This is a genomic window from Pectinatus haikarae (assembly GCF_015732185.1).
Classification (GTDB): domain Bacteria; phylum Bacillota; class Negativicutes; order Selenomonadales; family Selenomonadaceae; genus Pectinatus; species Pectinatus haikarae.
The window spans coordinates 311324-325340 of record NZ_WIQM01000008.1; the positions used below are offsets into that span (position 1 = coordinate 311324).

The window sequence follows — 14017 nt, forward strand, 5'->3', positions numbered from 1 at the left end:
ATCAGAAAGGGGAATTAAGAATGCAATTATTGATCGACGATGCAAATATTGTCGAAATAAAAAAATTAGCGGCTTTTATGCCGATAGACGGGGTAACAACAAACCCTTCTATTTTAGCCAAAAACGGAAAAGCCCCATTTTCCGTACTGCGTGAAATACGTGATTTCCTTGGAGAAAAAGCAATGCTGCATGTTCAGGCAGTTGCCGCTGATGCTGAAGGAATAGTTGAGGACGCACATCGTATTCAGAGGGAATTGGGAGAAAATACATATATTAAAATTCCTGTGGTCGATGAAGGCCTTAAGGCAATCAAGATGCTGAAAAAGGAAGGAGCCAATATTACGGCAACGGCCATTTACACACAAATGCAAGCCTTCTTAGCAGGCAAGGCAGGTGCGGATTATGCTGCTCCTTATGTTAACCGGATAGATAATCTTGGCGCTGACGGCATTCGTACGGCTAAGGCAATACATGATATTTTCAAGAAAAACCATCTGCATACGGAAGTATTGGCTGCCAGTTTTAAAAATTCACAGCAGGTACTGGCATTGTGTGAATATGGTGTGGGCGCAGCCACTGTTGGACCGTCTGTGCTGCGGGGGCTTTTAAAAAATGATTCTGTAGCGGCTGCGGTAAAAGCTTTTACTGATGATTTTGAAAATCTTTGCGGCTCGGGAGCAACGATGGCAAACTGCAAATAAGGTTGTGACAGCTGCTGATGCTTGGAAAATACAGTAGAAGCAATACATATCTCAGAGAACAGGATTGTATATATATTACTTGACAAGTATTATATTGATAATATATAATTTAATCATAATTAAAAGGGAGTAACTGGAACTTTGCTGTCAACAACACTGATGCAGCTTACAGCGCATCTGGCAGTGAGGTCGTTAACAACGTAAGTGAGACTTTTAATGTGTGTTTTACACGCATTAAAAGTCTTTTTTTATAAATTTTAGAAATCAATAAAATTTTAAAAGGGAGAAAAAAATGGATTTTTTGACTGCACTGGGAACAATAATAATACTGGATCTTGTCCTCGCGGGTGATAACGCGGTCGTCATTGCTATGGCTTCGCGCAATCTGCCGCAGGATATGCGGCAGAAAGTGATCTATATAGGCACGGCAGGTGCCGTAATAATAAGGATATTGATGACCGTTTTGGCGGCATATTTATTGACGATTCCTTATATTCAGGCGGTTGGCGGATTGCTGCTGCTGCCAATTGCGATGAAGCTGCTGAATCCTTCGGCAAAAACAGAGAAAATCAATGCCGCAACAAACTTCAGCAGTGCGGTAAAAACAATAATAGCAGCTGATGCTGTTATGGGGATAGATAATGTTTTAGCTATAGCGGGAGCGGCGCATGGGAGCTTTGCCCTGGTTGTGGCCGGTCTGTTAATAAGCGTGCCGATCGTTGTATGGGGCAGCGGCCTGATAGCAAAATGCATGGATAAATATCCTGCGCTTATTATATTAGGGGCTTCCATTCTGGCATACACTTCAGCATCTATGATAATCAATGATCGTGTAGTCGGCAATATACTTTTAAATTTTAATGGGTATATTCGCTATATATTACCTGTTTTCTTTATAGCAGCTGTGGTATCATCGCCCTACTTTTACAGAGTAAAAGAAAGAACGCTTAATAAGTAAAAAAACAGGGGCTGCCGCATGAAGTTATTTTCACTTCATACGGCAGCCCCTGAAATATTTTGGTTTCAAAGTCGGAATTCTATAAAGCAGGGATACTTATCGCATCTATTTCAGCTAATTCCTGTTCAGAAAAAGCTGTATTATCCGCAGCCTTAATATTACTTATAATTTGCTCGGGTCTAGACGCACCGATAAGAACACTTGTTACGACTCCGTCATGCAATATCCAGCTTAGGGCCATTTCTGCTAGGGTTTGTTCTCTCTTCGCAGCCAGGCTGTCAAGTTTTCTTATTTGTTCGAGCTTCTGCGGTGTCAGACTGCCGGCTTTTAAAAAGCGGCCGTCGGTTTTAATACGGCTGTCTGCAGGGATGCCGTCCAGATAACGATTTGTCAGCATCCCTTGGGCCAGGGGACTGAAGGCGATAATTCCCTTGCCAAGCTTCTTGGCGGTTTCTTTAAGTCCGTTTTGTTCTATAGTTCTGTCGAAAATCGAATAGCGATTTTGATTGATAATAAACGGGCAGCGGTAATCTCCCAGAATAGCTGCGGCTTTTACCAATGTCGGTCCGTCATAGTTGGAAAGACCTGCATAAAGTGCCCTGCCGCTTTTTACTGCCTGAGCCAATGCGCCCATTGTTTCCTCTAATGGTGTTTCGGGATCCATACGGTGATGATAAAAAATATCAACATATTCCAGTCCAAGACGCCGGAGGCTCTGATCCAGGCTTGCCAAGAGGTGTTTTCTGCTGCCCCAATTGCCATAGGGGCCTTCCCACATGTCATAACCTGCTTTAGTGCTGATTATGAGCTGATCACGATAGGCTGATAATTGTTCCCGTATAATTCTGCCGAAATGTTTCTCCGCGCTGCCGGGGGCCGGACCGTAATTATTGGCAAGATCAAAATGCGTTATTCCGTTATCGAAGGCAGTTAAGCAAAGATTTTCCATGTTTTCATAAAGCGCCGTATCACCAAAATTGTGCCAGAGACCAAAAGCTATTGCAGGTAATTTCAGACCGCTGTTTCCGCAGTGATGATAAGTCATTTGCTCGTAACGTTTAGCTGAAGCATTATACATGATAATTACTCCTATTCCATTTACGTAAATGTGCGCAGCTTTTGCTGTAAATATAACTCCCGAATTTTGAATAATCCGAGAGTTATACGCTGACTGCTTAAAATGATGACTGGATTTGTATAAAAAATATGGTAAATATCAGTCGTTTTTATTTACTGCCGGCAGGAGTTTTTTCTTCAGCGGGCAGTTCTTTGAAAGACAACAGGCCATTCTGATAATCGGTACTGTCTTGTGTTGTCATTTCTCCTGATTTAAAAAATACGATGACATAATTTGTCTTTTTACCGGGAATATAGGTTTCGATACGCTGGCTTACATTAGTTTTTACGGTATCGGTCTTTTCTTTTTTGTCTGCATCCACATATACGTCCTGCGGAGCGACAGCGTATAACACTTTATGCCCGTTCAAAGGAATAAATAATACGGTCTCATATTTTCCTTCACTGTTCATAACGAAATTAGCGGCATATTTTTGAGATTCCTTGTCAGTCATTTTGTCAAAATCAGGTATTTGTGATGAGTCAAAAGCATTTGTTGCGATGATCCATCCCTGCAGTATATTGTAACCGTCATTTTTAAAAACGAGTACTTCGCCTTTTTGAGTGGGATCTATCAAAGGGATAACGCCGAGTGGTTTTTCCGGGCATTCAATGCTGTAACCATAGTCTTTGCTGACATAAGTATAGGCCGAAGCCTGTGCGGGTGACAGCAGACCAAAAGACACGGAAACGGCAAAAATTCCTGCAAATATTTTCAACATGTTTATTATTTTCATTAATGTACCCTCCTATCACATATTTTACATTATAGCGTATTTTGGCAAAAAAATATAGGGATGTGTTAAATACACATCCCTATACACAAATAATAAGATTACATGTATTCGTCAGGATTTTTCTTTTTATGCTCCTGTTTTTTACTGCCAAAGAATGCTGCAATTTTTTCGACTATGACAAACATTACAGGAATGAGAAATATGCCAAATAACGTGGCGATAAACATTCCGCCGACTACGGCTATACCCATATTGTTACGTGCACCCGCACCTGCGCCTGTAGCGATGGCGAGCGGCAGACAGCCGATGATAAAGGCGAGTGACGTCATCAGTATAGGGCGAAGGCGCAGATGTGCAGCTTCAAGTGCTGCTTTTACGATAGACATTCCGGTATCAACTCTGACCTTGGCAAATTCGACGATAAGTATCGCATTTTTTGCGGACAGGCCGATAAGCATAATGATCCCGATCTGCATGTAGACACTGTTTTGCTGGCTCAACAGCATTTCTGACAGTAAAGCGCCAAATATGCCTGAAGGCACTGATAAAAGTACTGCATAAGGTACGCTCCAGCTTTCATAAAGAGCAGCCAGGCACAAGAAGACGAATACCAGCGCCAGGATCATTACCTGAGTGGTAGTATTGCCTGCTTTTGATTCTTCACGGCTCTGGCCTGACCATTCTGTTTCAAAACCTGAAGGTGCGGCTTGTTTGACTACTTCCTGGATAGCATTCATTGCCTGTCCCGAACTGTAGCCGGCTTTTGCACTGCCCTGAAGCGTTATGCTTTTTGCGGCATTGAATCTGGTTACGATAGTAGGTGCCGATTCCAATTGCGGTTTGAGCAGAGTGTTCAGTGGAATCAAAGTTCCCGCCGAATTTTTTACGTAAATGAATCGGGTGGAATCTACATCACCGCGGAAACCTGTATCAGCCTGCAGCATAACTTTATATGTTTTGCCGAATTTGTTGAAGTCATTCACAGGATATCCGCCAAAATTGATTTGCAGAGCATTGAATACATCACCCAGGCTTACACCGAGCTGTTTGATTTTTTCTCTGTCAATATCAAATTGATAGTTTGGCGTATTTATCTGGAATGTTGTATAGACACTTTGCAATTCCGGACGCTGATTGGCAGCCGCAACAATTTTCTGAGCTATTTCGTTTAATTCTTCATCACTGTGCCCGCTCATATCCTGTAATTGCAGGTTGAAGCCGCCTACTGCGCCCAACCCCGGCAGGGATGGTGGATTCATGGCTATAACGGATGCCTGTGGGAACTGTGCACCGATCTTGAATGCGGTGCCTATTTCTGCACCGATCTGCGTCTGTGGTGTTTTGCGGTCGGCCCACGGCGAAAGACCGATGAATAATGTGCCGGCATTTGATTTGCTTGCGCTTGTGAGGATATCATAGCCTGTTATAGCCATTACGTTTTGCATTTCCGGTATCTTTTGCAGAGAAGCTGCATATGCGGCAACGGTTTTTTCTGTCTGATTTGCAGATGTTCCTTCCGGCATGGTAACGGAAATTATCATGAAGCCCTGATCTTCATCGGGAACAAAAGTTGAGGGCAGTGTTTTGAACATCCATGCCATCAATCCTATGATAATGGCAAGGAAAATCAGACAAAATTTTGCTTTGCCGATAAAAGTACCAACATTTTTTACATAACCGCGTGTCATTTTATCAAAACCACGATTAAAAGCGGCAAAAAATCTGGCTATTATTCCCTTATGCGCATCTGCAACATGAGGTTTCAGCAGCATACCGCATAAGGCAGGAGTCAGGGACAAGGCAACAAAAGCGGACAGTCCCATGGAAATAGCTATGGTCAGAGCAAACTGACGATAAAGGATACCAGTCATGCCGCTTAAAAAAGCAACCGGCAGGAATACTGAAGCCAATGTAAATGCGATGGCTATTACCGGCCCGGAAACTTCATCCATGGCGCGGCGAGTTGCCTCTTTGGGATCAAGCTTATCCTCAGAAATATGCCGCTCGACATTTTCGATAACGACGATGGCATCATCGACGACCAAGCCTATGGCCAGCACCATCGCAAATAAGGTAAGTGTGTTTATGGAAAAATTAAGCATGGTAAATGTAGCAAAAGTACCTATCAGAGAGACAGGTACAGCCAGCATGGGGATAAGAGTTGCCCGCCAGCTTTGCAGAAATACGAACATAATAACCATAACCAGCACAAGAGCTTCAACAAAAGTTTTTACGACTTCGACAATGGATTCGTGGATATAATCCGTTTTATCTAATACTGTTTTATAAGCGAAATCGGGAGGAAAGTCAACAGACGCATCCTGTAGAACTTTTTTGACACCGGCAATTGTATCCATGGCATTGGCAGTATTGGTCAGCTGAATGGCCATCCCGACACTGTCTTTACCGTTGAATGCACTCGATATGCTGTTGTCCTTTTTGCCGGTTTCGACACGGGCTACATCTTTCAATCTAACTAAAGAACCATTGCTGTTTGTTTTTATTATTACATTTTGAAATTCCTCAACACTGTCAAGGCGCCCCTGAACCTTGCCGGTATATTGGGTTTCCTGGTCACCTGAGGAAGGACGGCCGCCGATCGTTCCGGCAGGAGCCTGCTGATTTTGTTCTTGAATCAGAGAGATCACATCTGTGGCGGTGAGTCCCAATTCGGCCAGTTTAGCGGGATTCAGCCAAATACGCATCGCATAGTCGGAGCCGAATACAGTTACGTCACCTACACCGGAAACACGTTTGATCTTGTCCGTCAAATAAACGTCCGCATAATTTTTTAAGAATATGCTGTCGTATGTACCATTAGGAGAGTAAAGCGAAAATACCATGGCCATATCAGATGACGATTTGGTAGTTGTGACACCATTTGTCTGAACATTTGAAGGCAGACTGGAGTTTGCTGATGCCACTTTATTTTGAACCTTGACGGAATCAATGTCGCCGTCGCTGCCTACATTAAAGACTACCTGAAGACTGTATGAACCGTTATCGCTTGATGTGGCAGACATATAATCCATGCCTTCAACGCCATTTACCTGTTCTTCTATTACCTGCGCGACAGTTTCATTTATGACATTTGCACTTGCACCATTGTAAGTGGCACTGACACGAATTGTCGGTGGTGATATCTGCGGATACTGGGCAATAGGCAGACTTAACATGGATATAAGGCCTACAAGAACGATAATGATTGATATGACAATGGCAAAGATCGGCCTGTTAATAAAAAATCGTGCCAAATTATCTCACCCCTTACTGATTTTGTCCGGAGCTTGAAGAATCATCATTTGAATTTGTCTGCGAATCCGAGGCTGATGAGATATCAGTATTGGTATCCAAAGACAGACCAAGCTGTTCACCCGTGACGATTGTTGCGTTGAGAGGAACGCCTTCGCGTAATTTAGTCAACCCTTCGACGACGACTTTATCGCCCGGAGTTATACCATCTTCAACGATATAATAGCTGCCGACTTTTGAGCCTAATTTTACGACTCGGGAAACAGATTTATTGTCGTCACCCACTACCATGACAAAAGATTTATCCAAAAGCTGCTGTACGGCGCGCTGCGGAATAAGAATAGCATCTTTGACTGTTTCTCCGGTCATTTTTATACGGGCAAACATGCCCGGCAGCAGAAGATTATCAGGATTATCAAAGAGTGCCTTAACGGTCAGAGAACCTGAGTCATTAGGCATTGACCGATCTACTTCGACAACTTTGCCGGTTATAGGATAATCGCTGCCATCACTGAGAGTGGCATTTACTTCTTTACCTATGAAATTGCCGTTGAATATCTGGTTGAATTTTAAATATTCATTTTCACTTATGCTGAATTGAATATAAACAGGATTCACAGCACCGAGTGAAACTAAGGTCGTACTGCCGGCAGTTGCATATGTTCCGGAGGCGACATCATTGACATCAAGACGGCCGGATACAGGGGCTCTGACCACAGTATCGCCGAGATCTTTTTCGGCTTTATTTACCTGTGCCAGATTTGCTTCGACAACTGCCTGATAAGCGGCAACGGTCTGCTGCTGATTAGTATAGGATTGTTCGGAGATGGCGTTACTGTTTATAAGCTGTGCGTAACGTGATAGATCCTGCTGGGCATTGCTGAGCTGTGCCTGTGACTGAGCCAGAGTGGCTTTGGCCTGGTTCAATGCGCTTACATAAGTGCCGTCGTCAATTTTATATAAGGACTGTCCTGCGGAAACCTGCTCACCGCCCTGAATATACTTAGCGACGACGGAGCCTGAAACACGCGCCTGTACGTTTACTTCATTAGTCCCTTTGACCTCGCCTGCATATTCAAATGAAAGCGGTGTGTCCTGCTGAATAGCAGCCATTGCTTTTACCTGTGTCTCCGTTGCAGCCTGCTGCTGTTTTGCACCGCAGCCAAACAATAATATAGGCATTGACAAGAGAACAGCAAAAGTACAAATCGTTTTTGTCCAGCTTTTTGCTAACAATTCGTTCTACCTCCATACATGTGATAATACTAAATATCAAGGAAAATAAAAAGAAATTTATATCCATTATTATATAGTAATTTTACAGCATATTCCATATAATAAATATTATTTATAAATAAAAAAACTACAAGTTTTTGTTTGTAAATAAATATTTACTATCAATGAACATTATAGTATAGTATATTTATTGAAAAGTCAAGGTTTTACAGCCTATAATGAAAGGAATAATGAAATGCCAGATGAAAAGAAAATTTCCGATAGTTTTTTAGAAGTACTTTTCCTGATGCAGCATAGTATCCTGCGCCACATCCCCCTGCCTATTCCCGTCAATCAGTTTGCGATAATGATCATCCTCGGGGATGAAGGGAGCATGACTTTTTCTGAGATTGGAGAACGGCTTTCTATAATAAAGCAGCAATTGTCACCGCTTATCGACAGACTGGAAAATGATGGATTGGTTAAGCGGTTTCCCGATACGAAAGACCGGCGGCGGGTCAGAATAAAAACAACAGCAAAGGGCCGAAAATTTGTTACTGATCATCAGCAAATGATCAAGCTTCGCCTGGAGACAACTCTGGTCACACTTTCCGAAGAAGAAATCAAAGAATTTGATAATGCCTTGAAGACATTGGTGAATTTATTTGGTAAAATATCAATGTTACAATAATTGATTATTTTATTTTCGGAGGGAGACGTTTATATTGCAAAAGCATAAGCTTGCAATTATTGGGATGGGGAACGTGGGCTCGGCAGTGCTCGTACAGGCGGTGGCCCAGCAGCTCGCGGCAGAGATAGTCTGCATTGATATTGATGGGAAAAAGGCACATGGAGAGGCTCTGGATATGACGCACGCCACTCCGGCTGCATGCAGTCCGGATGTCAAAGTATATTCCGGCGGCTTCGATGAATGCAAGGATGCCGATGTGATAATCTGTGCGGGCGGTCCCAGTATTCTGCCGGATGAAAAACTGGACCGGCTTATTTTGGCGGAGCGCAATATAAAAGTCATCAGCGGTATTATGAAAGAGGTAACTTCATATACACGCGATGCCGTTTTCATAATGATAACCAATCCCTTGGATGTTACTGCATATCTTGCGGCTACAAGGTTTGACTATGCTCCGGGAAAGCTTTTCGGGACGGGAACGACACTTGAAACACTGCGCTTCAAACGGATAATAGCAAATCATTACAATATCAATGCAAAAGATGTACAGGGATTTATGCTTGGTGAACACGGCAATTCTGCTTTCCCGGCATGGAGTACCGTCAGCATCGGCGGAGTGCGGCTTGATGCTCTGGATAAATATTATGATTACAGTGAACCGTTTGATAAAGAAAAAATAGCGGATACCGTTGTCAAGACCGCATATGATGTGCTTTTATCAAAGGGATGGACCAATACCGGAATAGCTATGGGTGCGTGCTATCTGGCAAAATCCGTATTTCTAAACATCCGCTGCGTGACGCCTGTGTCTGCACCTCTTGATGGTGAGTATGGATTGTCTGATGTGGCCTTGAGCCTGCCAAGCATAATAGGGGAAAATGGAGTGGACAAACGGCTGGCCATTCAGATCCCTGACAGTGAACTGGAAGCACTGCACAGGAGTGCACAAAGTATTAAAGAAGTATTGAAAATCAATGCCCTTATTTGACACCGTTTAATTTAAGGAATTTTAAATAATTGCATTATAAAATAAAAGCTTCTGTGCTTAAAACAGACAGCTTTTATTTTTTTTTAAAAGCGGGATTTATAATTATTCGCTGGTAAAGGAATACACTGCTGAAAAAGTTTGCCAATATCCGCAAAATAGAGTAATTTATATGCAGGAATAATATGGCTGTCAGCGGCAGCTGTTCGAAAAATACTGTTTGGGGGCATGCGTTGTGTACATGGTGCTTTGAACCTGGCAGGGCATCTTTGATGTGGAGGAATTTTTTGAAACTGCAAATTGAAAATAGAGATCGTCACGGACTTGTATATGATATAGCGCAAATAATTTTAAAAAACGGCATTAATATTGTTTCGATGGAGGTAATAAAAAATATTACTTACCTGGAAACGGCCGCACTGCCGTGTGATAAAGAAAAATTCATTATAAAAGAGATAAAAAAGCTGTCAAATATAACAGAAGTAAAAAAAATAGCTTTAATGCCACGCTATAAACAATATCAGCAGATGCAGATAGTTTTTAATACCATAAGTGAAGGCGTAATAGCCACGGACAAGGAAGGAAATGCTGCCTATATCAACAAAGCGGCAAGACAATTGCTGCATCTGCCCGAGAGCAATATAATAGGAAAAAATGTACAAAAATTGGTTCCTTTTTATGGCCTGCTGAAAAAAACATTATGCACAGGAAATAGCTTTTTGAATCATGAGGTGTTTTCCCGCGAGAGTAATGTCCACTATCTGGTAAATGTTCAGCCTGTTTTTGATGAAACGGGAGAGCTTTTTGGCTGCATTGCGCTTATCCGCAGTATAGATGCTGTGCGGAAAATATATCAGAAACTGACTGCTCAGCCGGTCACGAATTTCGATGATATTATATATCAGAGTGATATTATGCATTTATTGGTAAAAAATGCCAGGCAGTATGCGGGCAGTGCCTCTACTATCTTGATACGGGGCGAGACAGGCTGCGGAAAAGAGCTGTTTGCGCGTGCCATACATAATGCTTCACCGCGCCTCAACAATATGTTTCTAGCAATAAATTGTACGGCAATACCGGATACTCTGCTGGAAAGCGAGTTATTCGGCTATGAGGAAGGCAGTTTCACCGGTGCAAGCAAAGGCGGCAAGCTTGGGTTGTTCGAGCTTGCCGGCGGGGGAACGCTTTTCCTTGATGAAATAGGAGATATTTCCTTTGCTCTGCAGGCGAAGCTTCTGCGTGTTTTGCAGGAACATACAGTGCGCCGTATCGGTGCTACGGAAGAAATACCTATCGATGTAAGAATAATAGCTGCTACTAATCGTGATCTTGAACATATGATGCAGACAGAAAGCTTTCGCAGTGATCTGTACTACAGACTGAACGTCATTCCTTTGTATCTTCCGGCGCTGCGGGAACGGCGCGAAGATATAGAGGTGCTTGCCCGGCATCTTATGAAAAAAGCTGCGGCCAGTATAAATACAGCCATAAGTGATATTGATGGGGCTGCTATGAAGAAATTGATGAATTATGATTTTCCGGGGAATATCAGAGAGCTTGGCAACATTATCGAAAGAGCAGTAAATATAGCGGCGGGCAGTAAAATAATGGCAGAGGATATTGTTTTTGATTTTAATAGAACCGCCACAGGCTGGCAACACGCCCAAACGAATGAAGAGCTGCCTGAAAATTTGGAAGCTGCGATGCAGCTGACAGAAAGAAATATTATTGGCAGAGCCATGAGAAAATATAAGACATCAAGAAAATTAGGAGCGGCGTTGGGGCTCTCGCATACGAGTATTCTGCGCAAAATGAAAAAATATAAACTGTCTTTCGAAGAATAAACCCCCGATGAGGGCATTTCTGCTCAGATCGGGGGCGATAAGAGGGGGATTGCAGCCAGACAGTATAATTTTATTTCAGTAATTCTTTTATATCAGCGCAGGGCAGATCCAAACCATTGGCAACGCCTTTAAAGGTGATTTTTCCGTCAATGGTATTTATTCCCTGCATCAGCCCGGCATCTTCAAGGGCAGCTTTTTTGAAACCTTTATTGGCTATAGCCAGTGCATAAGGCAGAGTTGCGTTGGTCAGTGCAAGAGTGGATGTCCTGGCAACAGCACCGGGAATATTCGCCACGGAATAGTGAATAACTCCATATTTTTCAAAAGTAGGATCGTCATGTGTAGTGCAGTGATCACAGGTCTCAATAGAGCCGCCCTGATCAATGGCAACATCTACTACTACAGAACCGATTTTCATAGTCTTGACCATTTCCTCGGTGACCAATTTCGGTGTTTTAGAACCGGGAATCAATACAGCACCAATTAAAAGATCAGCTTTTGCCACCCATTTTGCTATATTGTGGCTGTTTGACATTTCGGTGATCACTCTTCCGTTGAAAATATCATCCAAATAACGCATTCTGTCTATGGACAAATCGAGAACCGTCACTCTGGCACCGAGTCCTGCTGCCATCTTGGCAGCGTTGGCACCGACTATGCCGCCGCCGACGATGACTACCTGCGCGGGGCATACACCGCTTACCCCGCCCAAAAGAACACCGCGTCCGCCATAGCGGCTTTCCAAATAATGAGCACCGATCTGAATGGACATTCTGCCCGCTATTTCACTCATCGGGGAAAGCAGGGGCAGACTATGGCCGTCATGGCCCACAACTGTTTCATAAGCAATGCCTGTAACTTTATGCTGGAGCAATGCGTCTGTGAGCTTTGGTTCCGGTGCAAGATGAAGATATGTATAAAGAATCTGTCCTTCATGGAAGAAATCATATTCTTCGGGCAATGGTTCCTTGACCTTGATAATCATGTCTGCTCTGTCAAACAGTTCTTTTTTATCAGCTGTTATGGCAGCGCCTGTTTTGCTGTATGATTCGTCACTGAATCCGCTGACAAGTCCCGCGGATTTTTCTACTAATACAGTATGTCCCGCTTTTATTAACGCTTCGCTGCCTGCCGGCGTCAGGCCTACTCTGTTTTCATTATTTTTTATTTCCTTGATAACACTTATGATCATGACAAAAACCTCCCTATTAATTAAAGATCACAACTAATTATAGAAGCAAATATTATGCCAATTATTTGAAATGAAGTAAAGAAATTTTTTTGCAAGTAAAAATACACAAAAATACAGGCATGATTCAGAAAATGCAATCGACTGTCTGAGCGAACAACAGACAGAAAAAAGGCATCCGGACAGGATAAAGAAGATCCTGTCCGGATGCCTTTTGGATAAAAATGTATACAATATATTTGCGGAGATTTCTCCTATAGGCTTATATAATAATAAGACTATAGGCCGTGGAACATGTTTGTTCCGGTATGTGGTTCAATTTTGTTACAAATGGAACTGAAAAGTGCCAAATATCAAAATGATGCTATATTTGGTTATTGGGGTAATCTTATATATGTCAGAGGTCATTTTCATAATATTTTATTAAACTTTGTGTGCCTTTTTCGCCCATACCTTTTTCTTCCAGTTCTTTTGCTTCCACTAAAACTTGTTTCAGAACAGGCATGTTTACGGAGAAAATATCACCGGTCTCAATACCGATATTCATGTCTTTTATAAAATGCTTCAGCATGAAACCCGGTTCAAAATTTCCTTTCAAAGCATTGACAACTACATTTGACATCTGGAAACTGCCGGCAGCCCCTTTGGAAATGGCAGAGAACACTTTATCGGCATCAAGTCCTGAGGCCTGCGCATATGAAAATGCTTCACACGCTCCGGCAAGTGCACCTGCTATGGCGATTTGGTTGCAGGCTTTTGTTTTTTGTCCGGCACCGGCACTGCCTTCATAAATAATGTTGCTGCCCATTTTTGCCAAAAGGGGTTTTACTGCCAGAAAAGCAGCTTCATCACCGCCTGCCAAAATACAAAGTGATGCCTTTTGTGCGCCTGTATCACCGCCGGTAACAGGCGCGTCAATGGCGTAAATGCCTTTTTTTTGCGCTGCTTCGTATATTTTTTGTGCCAATAATGGAGATGAAGTTGTCATATCTATGACATATGTTCCTTTTTCTGCATTTGCCAAAATACCGTTGCTTCCCAAATAACTTTCCTCCACATCTTTGGGATAGCCGACTATGCTTATGACTGCGTCCTGTCCGCGGGCGCACTCACCGGCACTGTCACACCATTTTGCTCCTTTTGCCAGCAATCCGGCGGCTTTTTCTTTGGTCCTGTTGTAAACGCTGAGTTCATATCCTGCTTCCAATAAATGTCCGGCCATTGCGCTGCCCATTATTCCGGTGCCGATAAAACCGATTTTTTTCATTTGTCTATCCTCCTGCGTATATTTTTTTTATTATAACATAAATAAAATTCTTGGTTGATCTA

The 14017-nt window shown here is 42.7% G+C and carries 11 protein-coding genes; 5 read left to right on the top strand and 6 right to left on the bottom strand.

The features are described from left to right. Positions 1 to 20 precede the first annotated feature (20 nt). Together I6758_RS05670 and I6758_RS05675 are read left to right on the top strand one after the other, a co-directional pair. Positions 21 to 701, top strand: coding sequence for a fructose-6-phosphate aldolase (locus I6758_RS05670; protein WP_196604227.1), 681 nt, complete (start codon positions 21 to 23; stop codon positions 699 to 701). 292 nt (positions 702 to 993) lie between these two features. After that, positions 994 to 1659, top strand: coding sequence for a TerC family protein (locus tag I6758_RS05675; RefSeq protein ID WP_196604228.1), 666 nt, complete (start codon positions 994 to 996; stop codon positions 1657 to 1659). A gap of 79 nt (positions 1660 to 1738) precedes the next feature. Here I6758_RS05675 and I6758_RS05680 read toward each other — a convergent pair whose 3' ends face one another. The 4 genes from I6758_RS05680 to I6758_RS05695 all read right to left on the bottom strand — a co-directional run bounded on the left by I6758_RS05680 (position 1739) and on the right by I6758_RS05695 (position 8000). Beyond that, positions 1739 to 2737 carry an aldo/keto reductase gene (locus tag I6758_RS05680; RefSeq protein WP_231038530.1) on the bottom strand — a complete coding sequence of 333 codons (999 nt, stop codon included), beginning with the start codon at positions 2735 to 2737 and terminating at the stop codon, positions 1739 to 1741. Positions 2738 to 2885: 148 nt separating this feature from the next. Beyond that, a complete protein-coding gene (locus I6758_RS05685) occupies positions 2886 to 3512 on the bottom strand; it encodes a hypothetical protein (RefSeq protein WP_196604229.1) in 627 nt (208 codons plus the stop codon). Positions 3513 to 3610: 98 nt separating this feature from the next. Beyond that, positions 3611 to 6766 (bottom strand): efflux RND transporter permease subunit, encoded by a 3156-nt coding sequence (locus I6758_RS05690; protein WP_196604230.1) that lies wholly within the window; start codon positions 6764 to 6766, stop codon positions 3611 to 3613. Between the two features lie 13 nt (positions 6767 to 6779). Continuing rightward, positions 6780 to 8000 (bottom strand): efflux RND transporter periplasmic adaptor subunit, encoded by a 1221-nt coding sequence (locus I6758_RS05695; RefSeq protein ID WP_407947356.1) that lies wholly within the window; start codon positions 7998 to 8000, stop codon positions 6780 to 6782. 235 nt (positions 8001 to 8235) lie between these two features. Here I6758_RS05695 and I6758_RS05700 point away from each other — a divergent pair, with 235 nt between their 5' ends. The 3 genes from I6758_RS05700 (at position 8236) to I6758_RS05710 (ending at position 11499) form a co-directional block, all read left to right on the top strand. Beyond that, complete coding sequence (locus I6758_RS05700) at positions 8236 to 8670, top strand: MarR family winged helix-turn-helix transcriptional regulator (protein ID WP_196604231.1); 435 nt, start codon at positions 8236 to 8238, stop codon at positions 8668 to 8670. A 34-nt stretch (positions 8671 to 8704) separates the two neighbouring features. Further along, positions 8705 to 9658 (top strand): L-lactate dehydrogenase, encoded by a 954-nt coding sequence (locus I6758_RS05705; protein ID WP_196604232.1) that lies wholly within the window; start codon positions 8705 to 8707, stop codon positions 9656 to 9658. A 284-nt stretch (positions 9659 to 9942) separates the two neighbouring features. Then, on the top strand, positions 9943 to 11499 hold the full coding sequence (locus I6758_RS05710) for a sigma 54-interacting transcriptional regulator (RefSeq protein WP_196604233.1): 1557 nt from the start codon (positions 9943 to 9945) through the stop codon (positions 11497 to 11499). 70 nt (positions 11500 to 11569) lie between these two features. On the opposite strand, the gene ald is transcribed toward I6758_RS05710, so the two are convergent. Further along, positions 11570 to 12691 carry an alanine dehydrogenase gene (ald, locus tag I6758_RS05715; RefSeq protein WP_196604234.1) on the bottom strand — a complete coding sequence of 374 codons (1122 nt, stop codon included), beginning with the start codon at positions 12689 to 12691 and terminating at the stop codon, positions 11570 to 11572. Positions 12692 to 13085: 394 nt separating this feature from the next. Continuing rightward, a complete protein-coding gene (locus I6758_RS05720; RefSeq protein ID WP_196604235.1) occupies positions 13086 to 13955 on the bottom strand; it encodes an NAD(P)-dependent oxidoreductase in 870 nt (289 codons plus the stop codon). Positions 13956 to 14017: the final 62 nt, after the last annotated feature.